Source organism: Clostridia bacterium, assembly GCA_017554615.1.
In the GTDB taxonomy this organism is placed as follows: Bacteria; Bacillota; Clostridia; order UMGS1840; family HGM11507; genus SIG450.
Window position 1 is genome coordinate 1 of record JAFZHY010000012.1, and the last position, 18,413, is coordinate 18,413.

Annotated in this window: 18 protein-coding genes; 12 read left to right on the plus strand and 6 right to left on the minus strand. The window is 33.2% G+C overall.

All coding sequences use genetic code 11. From position 1 onward, the window contains the following. Positions 1 to 319 precede the first annotated feature (319 nt). The 4 genes from proB to IKZ35_02315 are packed head-to-tail and all read left to right on the plus strand — an operon-like array spanning position 320 to position 3,906. On the plus strand, positions 320 to 1,111 hold the full coding sequence (gene proB, locus IKZ35_02300; protein ID MBR4892793.1) for a glutamate 5-kinase: 792 nt from the start codon (positions 320 to 322) through the stop codon (positions 1,109 to 1,111). Between the two features lie 2 nt (positions 1,112 to 1,113). Further along, a complete protein-coding gene (locus IKZ35_02305; protein MBR4892794.1) occupies positions 1,114 to 2,358 on the plus strand; it encodes a glutamate-5-semialdehyde dehydrogenase in 1,245 nt (414 codons plus the stop codon). 2 nt (positions 2,359 to 2,360) lie between these two features. Continuing rightward, a complete protein-coding gene (locus tag IKZ35_02310; GenBank protein ID MBR4892795.1) occupies positions 2,361 to 3,299 on the plus strand; it encodes an AEC family transporter in 939 nt (312 codons plus the stop codon). A 7-nt stretch (positions 3,300 to 3,306) separates the two neighbouring features. Next, entirely contained in the window at positions 3,307 to 3,906 is a 600-nt protein-coding gene (locus tag IKZ35_02315; protein MBR4892796.1) for a ribonuclease H family protein, read from the plus strand. Between the two features lie 8 nt (positions 3,907 to 3,914). Here the strand turns inward: IKZ35_02315 and IKZ35_02320 are convergent, their stop codons facing one another. Genes IKZ35_02320 through ruvC form a run of 4 tightly spaced genes read right to left on the minus strand, consistent with a single transcriptional unit; the run spans position 3,915 to position 6,741 of the window. Next, positions 3,915 to 4,550: a single-stranded DNA-binding protein gene (locus IKZ35_02320; GenBank protein MBR4892797.1), complete on the minus strand. Its 636-nt coding sequence runs from the start codon at positions 4,548 to 4,550 to the stop codon at positions 3,915 to 3,917. 60 nt (positions 4,551 to 4,610) lie between these two features. Beyond that, on the minus strand, positions 4,611 to 5,639 hold the full coding sequence (gene ruvB, locus IKZ35_02325; GenBank protein ID MBR4892798.1) for a Holliday junction branch migration DNA helicase RuvB: 1,029 nt from the start codon (positions 5,637 to 5,639) through the stop codon (positions 4,611 to 4,613). A 16-nt stretch (positions 5,640 to 5,655) separates the two neighbouring features. Further along, the gene (gene ruvA / locus IKZ35_02330; protein MBR4892799.1) at positions 5,656 to 6,246 is read right to left on the minus strand and encodes a Holliday junction branch migration protein RuvA; all 591 of its coding nucleotides are present in this window, start codon (positions 6,244 to 6,246) and stop codon (positions 5,656 to 5,658) included. Further along, positions 6,247 to 6,741, minus strand: a complete 495-nt coding sequence (gene ruvC, locus IKZ35_02335; protein MBR4892800.1) for a crossover junction endodeoxyribonuclease RuvC — start codon at positions 6,739 to 6,741, stop codon at positions 6,247 to 6,249. It abuts the gene before it with no gap. Between the two features lie 161 nt (positions 6,742 to 6,902). Between ruvC and IKZ35_02340 the strand changes: the two genes are divergently transcribed. Beyond that, positions 6,903 to 8,117 carry an argininosuccinate synthase gene (locus IKZ35_02340; protein ID MBR4892801.1) on the plus strand — a complete coding sequence of 405 codons (1,215 nt, stop codon included), beginning with the start codon at positions 6,903 to 6,905 and terminating at the stop codon, positions 8,115 to 8,117. Positions 8,118 to 8,128: 11 nt separating this feature from the next. After that, a complete protein-coding gene (gene argH, locus IKZ35_02345; protein MBR4892802.1) occupies positions 8,129 to 9,508 on the plus strand; it encodes an argininosuccinate lyase in 1,380 nt (459 codons plus the stop codon). A gap of 105 nt (positions 9,509 to 9,613) precedes the next feature. On the opposite strand, the gene IKZ35_02350 is transcribed toward argH, so the two are convergent. Together IKZ35_02350 and spoIIID are read right to left on the minus strand one after the other, a co-directional pair. Further along, positions 9,614 to 11,050, minus strand: coding sequence for a proline--tRNA ligase (locus tag IKZ35_02350; protein ID MBR4892803.1), 1,437 nt, complete (start codon positions 11,048 to 11,050; stop codon positions 9,614 to 9,616). 69 nt (positions 11,051 to 11,119) lie between these two features. Next, the gene (gene spoIIID / locus IKZ35_02355) at positions 11,120 to 11,362 is read right to left on the minus strand and encodes a sporulation transcriptional regulator SpoIIID (GenBank protein MBR4892804.1); all 243 of its coding nucleotides are present in this window, start codon (positions 11,360 to 11,362) and stop codon (positions 11,120 to 11,122) included. Positions 11,363 to 11,500: 138 nt separating this feature from the next. Here spoIIID and IKZ35_02360 point away from each other — a divergent pair, with 138 nt between their 5' ends. The 6 genes from IKZ35_02360 to pflA all read left to right on the plus strand — a co-directional run bounded on the left by IKZ35_02360 (position 11,501) and on the right by pflA (position 18,383). Next, positions 11,501 to 12,274, plus strand: coding sequence for an SDR family NAD(P)-dependent oxidoreductase (locus IKZ35_02360; GenBank protein ID MBR4892805.1), 774 nt, complete (start codon positions 11,501 to 11,503; stop codon positions 12,272 to 12,274). Positions 12,275 to 12,287: 13 nt separating this feature from the next. Continuing rightward, on the plus strand, positions 12,288 to 13,715 hold the full coding sequence (locus IKZ35_02365; protein MBR4892806.1) for an aminoacyl-histidine dipeptidase: 1,428 nt from the start codon (positions 12,288 to 12,290) through the stop codon (positions 13,713 to 13,715). A 5-nt stretch (positions 13,716 to 13,720) separates the two neighbouring features. Continuing rightward, on the plus strand, positions 13,721 to 14,977 hold the full coding sequence (locus tag IKZ35_02370; GenBank protein MBR4892807.1) for a DNA repair protein: 1,257 nt from the start codon (positions 13,721 to 13,723) through the stop codon (positions 14,975 to 14,977). Then, positions 14,970 to 15,296 (plus strand): hypothetical protein, encoded by a 327-nt coding sequence (locus tag IKZ35_02375; protein ID MBR4892808.1) that lies wholly within the window; start codon positions 14,970 to 14,972, stop codon positions 15,294 to 15,296. The genes IKZ35_02370 and IKZ35_02375 overlap by 8 nt, the downstream gene beginning before the upstream one ends. Positions 15,297 to 15,462: 166 nt before the next feature. After that, complete coding sequence (pflB, locus tag IKZ35_02380; protein ID MBR4892809.1) at positions 15,463 to 17,688, plus strand: formate C-acetyltransferase; 2,226 nt, start codon at positions 15,463 to 15,465, stop codon at positions 17,686 to 17,688. A 2-nt stretch (positions 17,689 to 17,690) separates the two neighbouring features. Further along, a complete protein-coding gene (pflA, locus tag IKZ35_02385; protein ID MBR4892810.1) occupies positions 17,691 to 18,383 on the plus strand; it encodes a pyruvate formate lyase-activating protein in 693 nt (230 codons plus the stop codon). Positions 18,384 to 18,413 lie beyond the last annotated feature (30 nt).

Here is an 18,413-nt window from a genome sequence, read left to right on the forward strand (position 1 = left end):
AAAAATCCTGTCGAAAGATAGGATTTTTCTTTTGTGTTATTCATTTTTCATTATTCAATATTCATCATTCATTAAACTTGACAGGATTTTTTAATGAATAATGAATAATGAAGACGCTGTGCTTATGAATAATTAATAATTACGGTATTTTTATATGTCATCTAAACCATTCATATCTTAAAAAATTCCCAAGCCGTAAGGTTTGGGATATTTTTTTACCTATTACTTCTTAACTCTTCACTTCCCCTAAAACAAAACCCTTGAAAAAATCTTTCTTTTAATGTAAAATAATATGTATGTTGATAATGGGGGTATTAGTATGTCAAAACGCAATATAAAATCTGACATCATTGTTATAAAAGTTGGAACAAGCACATTAACATATGAAACAGGAAAACTTAATTTAAAAAGGCTTGATATCTTATCAAGAATTATCTCTGATTTAAAAAATTCAGGGAAGAGGGTAGTTCTTGTATCATCAGGTGCTATTGGTGTGGGAATGTCAAAACTTGGGATGACACAAAGACCTCAATCAGTTAAGGAGAAACAGGCTATTGCTGCTGTCGGCCAATGTGAACTTATGAGCATCTATGACAGACTGTTTGCAGAATACGGAACAGTTGTGGCGCAGATTCTTCTTACAAAAGATGTTCTTACCAATAAAGAAAGAAATGATAATATAATAAATACATTTAATGTATTATTAGATAAAGGCATTGTTCCTATTGTTAACGAGAATGACTCTATATCCATTGACGAAATTAAGTTTGGAGATAATGATACTTTGTCTTCCATAGTTTCAAAAATAGTTAACGCAGATACTCTTATAATTTTATCTGATATTGACGGTTTGTATAATAAAAATCCGAGAGAATATTCAGATGCAAAAATTATAAGACAGATAGATGTAATTGACAATAGCGTAGAAGAAATGGCATCCGGTGCAGGAAGTAACCGTGGTACAGGCGGAATGATAACAAAAATCACTGCAGCAAAAATGGCAACTGAAACAGGAACTGATGTTGTAATTGCTAACGGATGTGATCCTCATATTATATATGATATATTGGACGGGGAAGAAATAGGTACAATTTTTACAGGAAGGAAATAAAAATGGAAGAACTTATTTTAAAAGGGAAGGCAACTAAAAAAGCATCCTCCTATCTTAGAACATTAAATAAAGATGATAAGAATAATTTAATAAAAAGCATAATAAACAGTATTGATAAAAACAGAAACTATATCCTTTCAGAAAACAGAAAAGATATAGAAAATGCACGTGCAAACGGAATAAAAGATACAATGATAGACAGATTAACCCTTACAGATGAAAGAATTGACGATATTATAGAGGGCGGGAAAAATCTTATAAGTCTTAACGACCCTGTTGGAGAGATAATCTCAATGTGGGAAAGACCTAATGGTATTAAAATAGGTAAAAAAAGAGTTCCTATCGGTGTTATCGGGATAATTTACGAAGCGCGTCCTAATGTTACTGTTGATGCGGCTCTTTTATGTCTTAAAACATCCAATGCTGTAATTTTAAAAGGCGGAAAAGAAGCAATTAACTCCAATATTGCTCTTGTAAATGTTATTAAATCTGCACTTTCTGAAAACGAAGTTTTGCAGGATGCAGTAAATATAATAGAAGATACTGACAGGGAAGTTACCCTTTCATTTATGAAACTTAATAAATATCTTGATTTGCTTATTCCTCGTGGGGGAGCAGGGCTTATTAAAACAGTTGTAGAAAATGCAACCGTTCCTTTAATTGAAACAGGCACAGGAAATTGCCATACATATATTGATTCTTCATTTGATTTTAAAATGGCAGAAGATATAATAATAAATGCAAAAACTCAAAGACCGTCTGTGTGTAATGCCTGTGAAAGCCTTGTAATAAATAAACAAATAGCAAATGAATTTTTGCCTTATATAGTAGAAAAATTAAAAGCAAAAAATGTTGAAGTAAGGGGTTGTGAAGAGTCTTTAAAAATATGCCCCGAAATTTTAAAAGCAACTGATGAAGATTTTTATAAAGAGTATAACGACCTTATAATATCGGTTAAAATAGTTGAAGGAATAGATGAGGCGATAGAACATATCAACGAACATTCTACCGGCCATTCTGAATGTATTATAACTGATAATTATTTTAACTCGGAGAAATTCCTTAATGATATAGATTCTGCTTGTGTTTATGTGAATGCTTCAACAAGGTTTACCGATGGGTATGAGTTTGGTTTTGGTGCAGAAATAGGTATAAGCACTCAGAAACTTCATGCCAGAGGGCCTATGGGGCTTACAGAATTAACAAGTATAAAATATATAATATACGGAAACGGACAGGTAAGATAAAAATGGAGAATTTCTTTTTTGCATTAAACGGAGTATTGCCTATATTTTTAGTAATGGCAATAGGCTGTTATTTAAAATATAAAAACATATTAAAAGAAGAATTTTATAATAATGCATCAAGATTTGTGTTTCTTATAGCCACACCTGCGCTTCTTTTTTCAGATACCGCATCGGTTGATTTTAATGAGACATTTGATATTAAATTTATTTTAGTTGGTTTGGGAATTATAGTGGCATATATTATACTTTTATGGATATTTGTGCCAATATTTGTTAAAGACAGGGTAAAGACAGGTGCTATAATTCATTGCTCCTTCAGGTCTAATTTTGCTATTTTAGGAATACCTCTGGCAAAAAATGTACTTGACTCTGTGGGAGTAGCAAAAGCAGAACTTCTTCTTGCGTTTGGTGTGCCTTTATTTAATATCTGTGCTGTGGTATGCCTTGCATACTGGTCCCAGGGAAAAGGGGACTATAAGAAAATGTTTAAAAACATTGTAACTAACCCTCTTATAATAGGTGCACTTAGTGGTCTTGTGTTTTCTGTGTTTAATATTCATATCCCTGTTTCTATATCTAAAACAATAAGTTATGTAGGGAACACTGCTTTAGGTCTTGGGCTTATAGTTTTAGGTGCATCCTTTGATATTAAGAAATTTACAAAAAATATTAAATTAACTTTTTTTTCATCAATGCTTAAGGTAGTTGTTGCTCCTATATTCGGCCTTACATTAGGCTATCTTATCGGTTTTAGAGGTGCTGAACTTATGATAATTTTAATATATATGGGTTCATCATCTGCTATTAACAGTTACATAATGGCAAAAGAAATGGGTTCGGACAGTGAACTTACATCAGGCATTGTTGTCTGCACAACAGGTCTTAGTATTATAACTTTATTTTTAGGCCTATTTTTAATAAAATCATTAGGATTATATTGAGGTTAGTATGAAGAAAGTATATGCAGTAAAAAAAGGCAAGAAAACAGGCATTTTTTATAACTGGGATGAAGTTAAAGAACTTATTTCAGGTTTTTCAGGTGCTGAGTACAAAGGCTTTAAAAATGAAAAAGATGCAAACGATTACCTTTACGGACTTGATATAGAACAACTTTCGTTTGAAGATGATAAAACGCTTACAGCATATGTTGACGGAAGTTTTGACGTGGATACTATGAGGTATTCATACGGGGTAGTTTGTATTTTTAATAATGAAGTTATAGAAAAACTTTGTGCAGTTGGCGAAAATAAAGATGCAGCGTCAATGCGTAATGTTGCAGGGGAATTATCTGGAGCAATGAACGCAATAAATTATGCAGTTAAGAACGGTTATGAAAAGATAAAGATTTATCACGATTATGAGGGGATAGGAAAATGGGCAAGGGGAGAGTGGAAAACCAATCTTTTAAGTACTGTTAAGTATAAAGAATATTGTGATAAAATGAGAGAAAAAATAGAGATTGAATTTATAAAAGTTCCTGCACATTCAGGAGTAGAATATAACGAAATGGCAGATAAACTTGCAAAACAGGCACTCGATAAAAAATGATAATGTGATTACACATTATCATTTTTTATATATTCTATTTTACCTATTGATACCTCAAAAGCAGTTTTTGTAATTTCTGTTTCATCATCTAATTTTTTCTGATATTCTCTGCTTTGAATTCTGCCCCAAATTTTAATTCTGTCTGACACCTCTAAATTTGATGCAAACTTGGCATTTCTTCCCCACGCAATACAAGGAATGTAGTCTGATTTATTATGTATACGGTTAACTGCAAGTAAAATATCCGTTATTTCTCTTCCGAAAGGTGTAACCCTGTACACAGGAGTCTTACATATATAACCGTCAAGATATATTTCGTTTTTATCGTAACATTCGTTATAAACAGGCTCTATATCCTTTGCAAAAAGTGTAAGAATAAGTTTGTTGCCAACATCAGAAAAGTTATTATACGAACGAAACTGACCGGTAATAATGAGCCTTGCACCAAATGATAAACTTATATTGTCGCATAAAAGTCTTTCGGATGCAGTGATATTTATTATATCGTAAGAATCTGAAAGCCTTTTTGATTTTAAAGAAAAGGAGTAAAACTTTTCTTCGTAAATTTCGTGGCTTAATTTTGGCTCGCTAAACACTTCGCCACAAACTGTGCAGTAGTTGTTTTCTGTGTCTTTTAAAAACATAATTTTTATCTCCTATTTAATATTATACTAAATAATATTAAGTAAGAATAAAAAATATGCCTAAAATGATAATTGGTCCTCTTTTAAATCAGTCAGAGGGGATACAATTCCAAAATGCTCATACGCAAGTCGTGTAACCATTCTTCCTCTTGGAGTTCTGTTTAAAAAGCCTAACTGAAGAAGATATGGCTCATAAACATCTTCGATAGTTGTAGCCTCTTCGCCTATTGTAGCCGCTAATGTATCAAGACCCACAGGTCCGCCGTTAAAAGCATTGATAATAGCAAGAATCATTCTTTTGTCAGTTTTATCAAGACCTATTTCGTCAATTTCCATCATCTTAAGAGCCTTGTCAGTAATGTCTTTTGTAATAACTCCGTCGCCCATAACCTGAGCATAATCTCTCACTCTTTTTAAAAGGCGGTTGGCAATTCTTGGAGTACCTCTTGAACGGGACGCTATTTCTTTTGCTCCGTCTTCTTCAATTTTTATATCTAAAATTCCTGCCGACCTTTTTACAATCTGCTTTAATTCTTCGCCTGAATATAGGTCAAGACGAAGAAGAACGCCGAATCTGTCTCTTAAAGGGGCAGTAAGATTACCTGCCTTGGTGGTTGCACCGATTAAAGTAAATTTAGGCAAATCAAGTCTGATGCTTCGTGCAGACGGGCCTTTACCTATAATTATATCAAGAGCATAATCTTCCATAGCAGGATACAACACTTCTTCCACACTTTTTGACAGACGATGAATTTCATCAATAAATAAAACATCATTTTCTGATAAGTTTGTAAGAATTGCAGCAAGGTCGCCTGGTTTTTCTATTGCAGGGCCTGATGTAACACGGATGTTAACATTAAGTTCATTGGCTATAATCTGGGAAAGAGTAGTCTTCCCAAGCCCAGGAGGACCGTAAAGAAGAACATGGTCTAATGATTCGCCTCTCTGCTTTGCAGCCTGAATACAGATATTTAAATTTTCTTTTGATTTTTCCTGTCCGACATAATCGCATAAAAACTTCGGCCTTAAGGAATAGTCTTTATCTTCTGAAAGTTCTCTTGCAGATATTATTCTTTCATTATCTTCCATCATATATCCTCACTTTTTAGTTCATTAAAAGTTTTAAAGCATTTTTTATAATATCTTCCACATCTTTATAACTGTCTTTAACATTTTTAACTGCACCTTTTGCTTCAAGATTTGAATAACCAAGAACCATAAGTGCATCAACTGCTTCTTTAATAGCAGAATCAGGAAGTTCATTATTTTTAATAACTTCTTCGCTTATATTTGAAGAATTTGCAATCTTATCTTTTAATTCAAGTATAATTCTTTCGGCGATTTTTTTGCCTATTCCAGGCGCCTGTGTAATCGCTTTAACATCGTTTTTAATAACCGAAACTGCGAAAACATCGGTAGGCATAAAAGATAAAATTGAGAGAGCAGCCTTTGGGCCAACTCCTGAAACTGTGATTAAAAGTTCAAAGGTTTTTAACTCTTCACGACTGTAAAAACCGTAAATATCAAACATATCTTCTCTTATATGAGTGTATGTATAGCATAATAATTCTTTGTTTATTTCTGCTTTTTCCAAAGTGGTATATGATGTATAAATCTTATATCCAACCCCTGAAACATCAAGAACTAAAAAATTATTTTCTTTAAGTGTAACTATGCCTTTTATATAATAAAACATTTAATATCCTCCTGTTTTACTTATTACCTTATATGAATGTGCATGACACACTGCAACTGCCAAAGCATCGGCAACATCATCTGGCTTAGGCACTTTTTCCAAGTTAAGAAGAACTTTTACCATCTGCTGCACCTGCTCTTTAACTGCTCGTCCGTATCCTACAACTGCCTGTTTTATCTGCAGGGGAGTGTATTCATATATAGGTATGTTGTTATAAGCACCGCAAAGAAGACAAACTCCTCGCCCTTGCCCAACATTTATAGCAGTTTTTGCGTTGTTGTTAAAGAATAATTCTTCAATGGCAATAACATCCGGCTTATATTCACTAATTATGCAATTTAATTCATCAAATATTTTCTTAAGCCTTTCGGGGAAATTTGTGTGCGCCTCAGTAGTAATCTTAGTGTATTCAATAACTTTGAACTTATTTCCCACATATTCTATTATGCCAATTCCCACGATTGCAAACCCCGGGTCTATACCAAGAATTCTCATAATTAAAACCTCATAATGCATAAAAATACATTTTCTTGCATTTTTATAAAAATACTTGCTTTTTTTGTTTTTTTGTAGTATAATACTAAACGTTGTATATATAATAACATATTTTTTTATATTTAACAATAATAAAATTTATATTTGTGGAGGAATAAATAATGAGCAAAAAAGAAAAAGTTATTTTAGCCTATTCAGGAGGTCTTGACACTTCCATTATAATTCCATGGTTAAAAGAAAATTATGATTATGAAGTTATAGCAGTATGCGGAGATGTAGGTCAGGGGAAAGAAACTGACGGGCTTTTGGAAAAAGCATTAAAAACAGGCGCATCTAAATTATACATAGAAGATTTAAAAGAAGATTATGTTGAAAACTATATTTTCCCTACTCTAAAAGCAGGGGCAATATATGAGGGTAAATATCTTTTAGGTACATCTCACGCTCGTCCTTGTATTGCAAAAAGACTTGTTGAAATTGCAGAAAAAGAGGGCGCAGTTGCTATCTGCCACGGTGCAACAGGTAAGGGGAACGACCAGGTAAGATTTGAACTTACAATTAAAGCACTTGCTCCTCATCTTAAAATAATTGCTCCATGGAGAATCTGGGATATCCGTTCAAGAGAAGATGAAATTGAATATGCCGAAGCAAGAAATATTCCTATTCCTGTTACAAAAGAAGATAACTATTCTATGGACAGAAATGTATGGCACTTATCTCACGAAGGTTTAGATTTGGAAGACCCATGGAATGAGCCTAAATATGATAAAATTCTTCAACTTATGACAACTCCTGAAAAAGCACCAGATGAATGTGAATATATTGAAGTTGAATTTGAAAAGGGTATTCCTGTTAAAATAAACGGTGAAAAATTATCACCTTTAAAAATTGTTGAAAAAGCCAACGAATTAGGCGCAAAACACGGAGTTGGTATAGCAGATATGGTAGAAAACAGACTTGTTGGTATGAAATCAAGAGGTGTGTATGAAACTCCGGGTGGAACAATTTTATATGCTGCTATTAAAGAACTTGAGTATTTATGTTTAGACAGACAGACAATGCATTATAAAGAACTTATTTCTTCTAAATATGCAGAACTTGTATATGACGGATTATGGTTTACACCATTAAGAGAAGCGCTTGATGCATTTGTTGATGTATGTGCTAAAAATGTTACAGGTACAGTAAGACTTAAACTATATAAAGGTCAGGTTACACCTGCAGGTGCAAAATCTCCTTATTCATTATATTCTGAAGATTTTGCAACATTTGAAAAAGACGAAGTGTACAATCACAAAGACGCTGAAGGATTTATCAATTTATTCGGTTTACCTCTTAAGGTAAGAGCCTTAAAAGAAAAAGAAAACAAAAAATAAGGAGTCCGTTTATGAAATTATGGGGTGGGCGTTTTTCCAAGGATACAGACAGTCTTGCCAATGACTACAATTCTTCAATTAAGTTTGACCAAAGGCTTTACAAGGAAGATATAAAGGGAAGTATTGCACATGTTAAAATGCTTGGAGAAAACCATATAATACCTTTGGAAAATGCACTAAAAATCAAAGAAGAATTAGAAAATATTTTAAAGGATATAGAAGATGGGAAGATAGAGTTTTCGGTTAATGCTGAGGATATTCATATGAATATAGAAACTATATTGATTGAACGCCTTGGCGATATCGGAAAGCAACTTCACACAGGCAGAAGCCGTAATGACCAGGTAGCAGTTGACTTTAAAATGTATTTAAGGGAAGAATGCAATGAGATTAAAGTTCTTCTTATAAATCTTTTAGAAGTGATTTTAAAGATTGCAAAAGAAAACACCAAAACAGTTATGCCTGGGTATACACATCTTCAAAAAGCACAGCCAATTACTCTTGCGCATCATATGATGGCATATTTCCAGATGTTTTTAAGAGATACCGAAAGACTTTCTGACTGTGTTAGGCGTCTTAATTTATGCCCTTTAGGTTCAGGTGCTCTTGCAACTACCACATACCCTCTTGACAGGTTCTTTACTGCAAAGGAATTAGGGTTTTTCGGCCCTACTGAAAACAGTCTTGACGGGGTGTCAGACAGAGATTATGCGATTGAGTTTACCTTTGTGGCATCAATGATAATGATGCACTTGTCAAGATTTTCGGAAGAGATTATTTTATGGTGCACAAATGAATATTCATTTGTTGAACTTGATGACAGTTTTTCTACAGGTTCAAGCATAATGCCTCAGAAGAAAAATCCTGATATGGCTGAACTTACCCGTGGTAAAACAGGCAGAGTTTATGGCTCTTTAATGACTCTTTTAACTGTTATGAAAGGTCTGCCACTTGCGTATAATAAAGATATGCAGGAGGATAAAGAGGCAACATTTGATGCAGTTGATACTTTAAAAATGTGTCTTCCTGTATTTACAAATATGTTGGACACAGCAAAGTTTAAAAAAGATGTTATGGAAAAAGGCGCAAAAAAAGGGTTTACCAATGCAACCGATGCGGCAGATTATCTTGTTAAATGCGGTATGCCTTTCAGGGATGCTCATAAAGTGATAGGGGAAATGGTAGCATACGCTTTAGAAAATAATATTTCCCTTGATGAAATTAAAATGGATAAATTAAAGGAATTTTCAAGCGTTATTAAAGAAGATTTCTACACTGCAATATCCCTTGACACCTGCGTTAACGAAAGAAACGTTTACGGTGGCCCGTCCGAAAAGGCAATAATAGAGTCAATAAAAAATGCACAGGCGTTTATTGATAAAAATAAATAACAGTATAAAAATAAAGGCGCACTTTCTTAAAAAGTGTGCCTTTAATTTTTTAGTTTAAAAGGATAAGTGAAATTTTTTATGTTTCAGACTTTTTTGGTATCCTTTTTAGTATGCTTTGCCCCAATATACCATACTCTTTGCTTTTTTACCGCAGCAAACGCAGGTATCGCAAAGTTCTTCCTGTTCAAAAGGCATACATCTTGCAGTAGCAGTAGTGTCTTCTTTAATTTTGTTTTCACATTCAACATCTCCGCACCACATTGCCTTAACAAAACCAGGTTTTGTTGCAACTATTTCTTTAAATTCATCATAAGTTAGGGCTGTGCTTGTAGTTTCTTCTCTGTGAGAAAGTGCCTTTGCAAACAGAGAATCTTGAATGTCGCTTAGAAGTTCGCTGACTTTAACTTCAAGTTCATCAAGGGATACAAAAATCTTTTCTCTTGTATCACGGCGAACAAGAACGCATTGATTGTTTTCTATATCTTTAGGACCGATTTCAAGTCTTAAAGGAACGCCCTTCATTTCATATTCAGAGAATTTCCATCCTGGAGATTTATCTGAATCGTCAATTTTTACTTTAAACATAGAAGAAAGTCTTTCTTTAAGTTCATTAGCCTTATCTAAAACTCCTTCTTTATGCATAGCAATAGGAATTATAACAAGTTGAGTCGGAGCAATTTTAGGAGGAAGCACTAAACCGCTGTCATCCCCATGAACCATTATAAGTGCACCGATAAGTCTTGTTGTAACACCCCATGATGTCTGGAATACATTACGTTTTTTATTGTCTTTATCTGTATATTCAATGCCGAAAGCCTTAGCAAAACCGTCTCCAAAGTTATGAGAAGTTCCTGACTGAAGAGCCTTTCCGTCATGCATTAAACTTTCTATTGTATATGTAGCAACTGCTCCTGCAAACTTTTCTTTATCTGTTTTTCTTCCTTTAACAACAGGAATTGCAAGATAATCTTCGCAGAATTTTGCATATACATTAAGCATTTTGATTGTTTCTTCCTGTGCTTCTTCAGGTGTAGCATGGGCAGTATGGCCTTCCTGCCATAAAAACTCTGCAGAACGAAGGAACGGTCTTGTAGTTTTTTCCCATCTTACAACTGAACACCATTGGTTGTATAATTTAGGTAAATCTCTGTGAGATTCAATTATATTTTTATAATGTTCGCAAAAGAGTGTTTCAGATGTAGGTCTTACGCATAATCTTTCCTGAAGTTTTTCAGAGCCACCGTGTGTAACCCATGCAACTTCAGGTGCAAAACCTTCAACATGGTCTTTTTCTTTCTGAAGTAAACTTTCAGGGATAAACATAGGCATATAAATATTTTCATGCCCTGTATCTTTAAACATAGAGTCTAAAACATTTTTCATATTTTCCCAGATAGCATATGCATAAGGTCTGATAACGCAACAACCCTTAACTGATGTATATTCAATCAAGTCTGCCTTTTTAACGATATCAGTATACCATTTGGCAAAATCAACATCCATTGATGTTATTTCTTCAACAAATTTTTTATCATTACTCATAATTAAAACCTGACCTTTCTTATCAATTCATTTTATCGAAAAATCAGGTTTATGTCAATAGTTTTAAGGTCATTTGTATTTTTTTCTTGTTGCTTCTCCGCCTCTTATATGCCTTTCTGCTTTGTTAAGGTCGAGTACATCTCTTGCCTTTATAAAAAGTTCCTTGTTTATTTTTTTAAGTCTTTCGGTTAAATCTTTGTGAACTGTTGATTTACTTATGTTAAAAACCTTGGCGGCGTTTCGTACAGTTTCCTTTTTTTCTATTATGTATACTGCAATTTCACAGGCGCGTTCTTCAATATTTCCCTTCAAATAAATTACCTCCGTTTTTTTATTACAGTATATGATCCTGATTTTTAATTTATGAAATTATGCTTTTTAAATTTGTTGATTTTAACAAGTAAAAAGTATATAATAAAAACATAAAGATACATAGAAAGGGATGCTATAATGAAAGCATTGATTACAGGCGCAAGTTCCGGTTTTGGAAAAGATATGGCTTATAAACTTTCTCAGATGGGATATGATATAATTGCAGTTGCCAGAAGAGAAGATAAACTTATTGAACTTAAAAATGAACTAAAAACAGAAGTTATAATTAAATGCCTTGATGTTACAACAAAAGAGGGTATTAAAGAAATTGAAAAACTGCTTGACGAATGTGATGTGTTTATTAACAATGCAGGGTTTGGCGTTTTCGGAAAGTTTACCGATAATGACTTGCAAGACGAATTAAGAATGCTTGATACCAATGTTTACGCACTACATACTCTTACAAAAATTGCAGTTAAAAAGTTTAAGGAAAAAAACAGGGGGCATATTTTAAATGTGGCATCTATTGCAGCATTTTTTCCAGGGCCTTTATTTGCCGCCTACTATGCAGGAAAATCGTATGTTTTAAGACTGACTCAGGCAGTTTACGAAGAATTAAGGCAGGAAAAATCAAATGTTAAAATTAGCGTTTTATGCCCAGGTCCGTCTGATACCGAGTTTGGCAGTGTAGCAAAAGTTAAATTCGGAAAAGGTAATGAAAAAGGCAGAGATTTGGTAATTTTGCCAAGTAAAAAAATTGCTGATTATGCAGTAAGAAAAATGTTTGAAGGAAAACTTATTATAATACCGGGCTTTTTATATAAAGTTGCTGTGTTTTTAAGAAGATTTCTTTCTGAAAAAATGCTTTGTAAACTTCTTTATAAACTGCAAAACAGTAAATTTACTTATTAAAAGGAGAGATTAAATGAGCGTTTTAAAAGGTTTGGAGCCTGAAAGAGTATTTTATTATTTTGAAGAACTTTCTAAAATTCCTCACGGGTCGGGCGATACAAAAAGAATAAGTGATTTTTGTGCCGACTTTGCCAAAGAAAAGGGCTTAGAGTTTATTCAGGACGAAAAGAATAATATTATTATAAAAAAAGATAAACAGAATTCTCAAAGTAACAATACAGTTATCATACAAGGGCATCTTGATATGGTATGCGAAAAGGAAGAAGATTTTTCATTTGATTTTAAATGCGATCCTCTTATTTTGAAAATTGAGGACGGTTTTATTAAGGCAGAGGGTACTACTCTTGGAGGGGATGACGCAGTTGCTATTGCATATGCTCTTGCACTTTTAGAAGATAAAAATATTTCTCATCCTCCGATAGAAGCAGTGTTTACAGTTGATGAAGAAATAGGGCTTTTAGGCGCTCAGTTTATAGATTTATCTTCCTTAAAAGGTAAACTTCTTCTTAATATTGACTGCGAAGAAGAGGGGATATTTACCGTAAGTTGTGCAGGGGGAGGAAAAATTGACTTTTCTTTGCCTGTTGAGTATATGAATACATCAGGTATTAAATATAACATAAAAATTCATGGGCTTTTAGGCGGACATTCAGGGGTAGAAATAGATAAATTAAGAGCAAATTCAAATGTAATATCTGCAAGGCTTTTAAGTAAAATTATAAAGTTTAATAAAACAAACCTTGTAAATATTAAGGGTGGTCTTAAGGATAATGCCATCCCTAATTTAACCTACCTTGAAGTTATATGTGAAAAAGAAATTGACGACATTATTAATGCTTTTTATGAAGATGTAAAAAAAGAGTACAGGGTTTCTGATAACAATATAAAAATAGATTTTACAAAAGAAAAATCAGATTGCCTTGCTTTAACAACAGAGTCTACCAAAAAAGCATCCTGCTTTTTACTTGCCTTTCCAAACGGAGTTATAAATATGGATCTGGAAATCGAAGGCCTGGTTAAAACATCTCTTAATATGGGCATATTAAATATGGACAAAAATTCTCTTAACCTTACAGTATCGGTAAGAAGTTCTCTAAAGAGTGAAAAAGAAGCGCTTATTGATAAACTTTTAAGTATTGCTTCTCTTTCAGGAGCAACTGCAAAAGTTGGGGGAGAATATCCGCCTTGGGAATATAAATCAGAGTCTTTATTAAGAGAAGTAACAAGTAAAGTATATTTAGAACTCTTTAATAAAGAAGCCACCTTTGAAGCAATTCATGCAGGGTTAGAGTGTGGAGTGTTAAGCGAAAAAATAGAAAATCTTGACGCTATTGCTTTTGGCCCTGATATATTTGATATTCATACACCTAAAGAGCGTATTGATATTAAGTCGGTAGAAAGAGTATGGAAATTTATTAAACGAATTTTGGAAGAATTATAAATAATATGGAAAATTATTATCTTTGCATTGACCTTAAAAGTTTTTTTGCCTCGGTAGAATGTGTTGAAAGAGGGCTTGACCCTTTTGAAACTGACCTTGTGGTAGCAAATGCTTCCAGAGGTAACGGGGCTGTTTGCCTTGCAGTTTCTCCGGCGCTTAAAAACAAAGGAGTTGCAAACAGGTGCAGAATTTATGAAATACCAAAAAGTATAGACTATATAACTGCAATGCCAAGAATGAATTTATATATAGAATATTCTGCAAACATTTACGAAATATATCTTAAATTCGTATCAAAAGATGATATTCATATTTATTCCATTGACGAATGTTTTTTAGATATAACCAATTATCTTGAACTGTATGATAAAACACCCAAAGAACTTGCGAAGATGATAATTAAAGAAGTTTATGAAAAAACTGGAATCCGCGCTTCTGTTGGTATAGGTACAAACCTTTTTTTAGCCAAAGTTGCGCTTGATATAACTGCGAAAAATTCCGATGATTTTATAGGCTTTCTTGATGAGGAAAAATTTAAGGAAAAAATATGGACTCACAGACCTATAACGGATATATGGAATATAGGAAAGGGTATTGCAAAAAGGCTTGAACAGTATGGGGTATACGATTTAAAATCTCTATCCTTAATGGATGAGAGAATTTTATATAGAGAATTCGGAGTAAATGCCGAATATCTTATAGATCATTCAAAAGGAATTGAGCCGTGCAGAATTTGTGATATTAAAAATTATCAGGCAAAGTCTTCATCTTTATCCAACAGTCAGATTTTATTTGAAGATTATGAATTTTTAAATGCCCGTTTAATACTTAAAGAAATGGTAGATAGTCTTGTGCTTGAAATGGTAGATAAAAACCTTGTTACAAATTCTGTAACACTTCATATAGGTTATTCAAAAAATCAGGTTAAGTCAACAGGCGGCACAAGGAAATTGGCAAGATATACTAATTCTCAAAAGAGACTTACCGAAGAGTTCCTTTCCTTTTTTGACGAAACAACAAATAAAGATGCACTGATAAGAAAAATAACCATAGGTTTTAATAATCTTATATTTGAAGAGTTTGTTGACCTTGATTTTTTCAGTGAGCATATTGAAGACGAAAAGGAAAGAAAAAAGCAGAAAGCAATTATTGATATTAAAAGAAAATACGGTAAAAACGCAATACTAAAAGGTATGAATTTTAAGGAAAAATCAACTGCAAAAACGAGAAATACATTGGTAGGAGGTCATAACGGTGATTGACAGAGCAAAGCAATTTTCTCCGTTTTCTCCCCTTAAAGGGTTTTACTCAAAAATTCTTGATAAAGAAAAAATAATTGTTCCACGCCATGAAATATTAGAAGATAAGGCAAGTGATTTATCATACAGAATAAATCAGGTTGAAAAGGGAATGATGATAAAGGTTATCTATTATTTAGATAACGAATATATAAAAAAAGAAGGCATTGTGTCAAAAATTGATTTTGACACAAAGAAACTTACAGTTGTAAAAGAAGAAATATTTTTTGACGATATATGGGAGATAGACAGCGACGAAAAAAATTTAGAAAAACTGTTTTGATTATTGACAATATTTAAAAAATAATGTATTATAATTTTAGATATGCCGCTGACGGATTATTATGGAATTAACCATAATGCGGTATGTTGTATATGGAGCCGACCGTCTGGGCATTTCTTAGAAAAGAAATGCCCTTTTTTTATACAAACCAAAAAGGAGTGTTTTTATGAGTTTCTGGAATAATTTTAAAGGCGAAAAATGGAAAAATGAAATCGATGTTGCCGATTTTATTGATAATAACTATACTGAATATACAGGAGATGACAGTTTTTTAGCATCCAAAACTGATAAAACGACTGCAATTTTAGAAAAAACTAAAGAACTGTTTAAAAAAGAGCATGACAATGGAGGCGTTCTTGATGTTGATGTGTCTACCGTTACATCTCTTGTAAGTTATGATGCAGGGTATGTTGATAAAGATAATGAAGTTGTAGTAGGTCTTCAGACTGACGAGCCGCTTAAAAGAGGGGTTAATCCTTTCGGTGGTATAAGAATGGCAAGAAGTGCCTGTGAAGCATATGGCTATAAACTGTCTGATGAGGTTGAAATGAATTTTAAATATAAAACAACCCATAACGACGGTGTGTTCAGAGTTTACACTGATGAAATGAGAAAGGTCAGAAAAGCAGGTATTTTAACAGGTCTTCCTGATGCATACGGAAGAGGCAGAATTATCGGCGATTACCGTCGTGTTGCTTTATATGGTGTAGACCGTCTTATTGAAGAAAAAATGAAGGACAAGGCTCTTCTTGGAAAGAACGATATGTCGGAAGATAATATAAGACTTTCTGAAGAACTTTTTAAACAGATAGAATTCTTAAATCAGTTAAAAGAAATGGCAAAATTATATGGGCTTGATATTTCCAAACCTGCAAAAGATGCAAAAGAAGCAGTTCAATGGCTTTATTTTGCATACCTTGGTGCTATAAAAGAGCAAAACGGTGCGGCGATGAGCCTTGGCAGAAATACAGCATTTTTGGATATTTATATTAAAAGGGATATGGATGCAGGAATTCTTGACGAAAAAGGGGCACAGGAACTTATCGACCAGTTTGTTTTAAAACTAAGAATTGTGCGTCATTTAAGAACACCTGAATATAACGATTTATTTGGCGGAGACCCTGTATGGATAACTGAAAGCATCGGTGGTATGCGTGATGATAAAAAATCTCACGTTACAAAAACAGCGTTCAGATTTATGCATACTCTTTATAATTTAGGAACTGCACCTGAGCCTAATATAACTATATTATGGTCCGAAAATCTTCCTGAAAATTTCAAAAAATATGTTGCCAAAGTGTCAATAGATACCGATTCAATTCAGTATGAAAATGACGATGTGATGAAGCCTGTTTACGGTAATGATTATGCTATTGCATGTTGCGTATCAGGTATGCAGGTTGGTAAACAGATGCAGTTTTTCGGTGCAAGATGTAACCTTGCAAAACTTTTATTAATGTCTTTAAACGGAGGAAGAAATGAAAAAACAGGCGATCAGGTAGGCCCTGTTGGAGAAACTGTTTCTTGTGATGTTTTAGATTACTCTGATGTAATGAAAAAGTTTAACTTCTATAAAGAATGGCTATGCAGACTGTATGTTAACACAATGAATGTTATCCATTATATGCATGATAAATATGCGTATGAAAAGGTGCAGATGGCGCTTCACGATACCGAGATAGGCAGATTTATGGCCTTTGGAGTTGCAGGTCTTTCCGTTTTATGTGATTCATTGAGTGCAATAAAATATGCAAAGGTTACACCTGTTAAAAACGAAGATGGAATTGTGTGTGATTTTATAGTTGAGGGTGATTTCCCTAAATTCGGAAATGACGATGACAGAGTCGATTCTATTGCATGTGATATATTAAAAGATTTTTATAATGAACTTTGCAAAACAAAAACATACAGAAATGCAAAACATACACTTTCAGTTTTAACAATAACATCAAATGTTGTATACGGTAAAAAAACAGGAACAACACCTGACGGAAGAAAATCAGGCGAACCTTTTGCGCCTGGGGCGAACCCAATGCATAACAGGGAAACAAACGGAGCATTGGCATCACTTAATTCTGTTTCCAAAATCTGTTACGATTACTGTCAGGACGGTATATCAAATACTTTCTCAATAGTTCCAGAAGCACTTGGAAAATCAAAAGAAGAAAGAATTGATAATCTTGTTACAATTCTTGGAGGATATTTTAAAAGTAAAGCCCATCATATAAATGTCAATGTTTTAAACCGTGATGTTCTTATTGACTGTTATAACAACCCTGAAAAATACCCTAATCTTACAATAAGGGTTTCAGGCTATGCAGTAAACTTCCACAAACTTAATAAAGAGCAGCAGCAGGAAGTAATTAAAAGAACATTCCATGGAAGCATTTAATTATGATAAGTGTTAATTCATTTCAGTCAATGGGGGCAGTTGATGGGCCGGGAGTAAGATTTGTTGTTTTTCTTCAGGGCTGCAATTTAAGATGTAAATACTGCCATAACCCTGAAACATTGGATGTAAAAGAAGAAAATTTATATTCTGCCAAAGATATTTTATCAAAGGTTAACAGGGTTAAAAATTATATTTTTGATAAAGGCGGGGTAACATTTTCAGGCGGAGAGCCTCTATTACAGGCAGGAAAACTTATAGATGTTTTTCGCACTTTAAAAGACGAGGGGTATCACATAGCGCTTGATACTAACGGAAGTATATTAAATGATGATGTTAAAACTTTAATGGAATATACTGACCTTGTTTTACTCGATATGAAAATGCCGACTGATAAAAAATATATGGAATTTACCGGCTCTGATATAAATAAACCGTATGACTTTTTTAATTATCTTGTTAAAATAAATAAAGATGTATGGATAAGGCAGGTTATAATAAAAGGTGTTAACGATAACAATGAAAACATTTCATTTTTAAAGGAACTTAAGAAAAATAAAAATGTTAAAAAAATTGAACTTCTGCCTTTTAGAAAACTTTGTGTTTCAAAATATGAGCAACTTAAAATACCGTTTTTAATGAAAGATTTTGAAGAAACGGATAATGAAACTATAAAAAAATTATATAACCAATTATAAAAGATGAGGGAATTTTCCCTCATCTTTTCA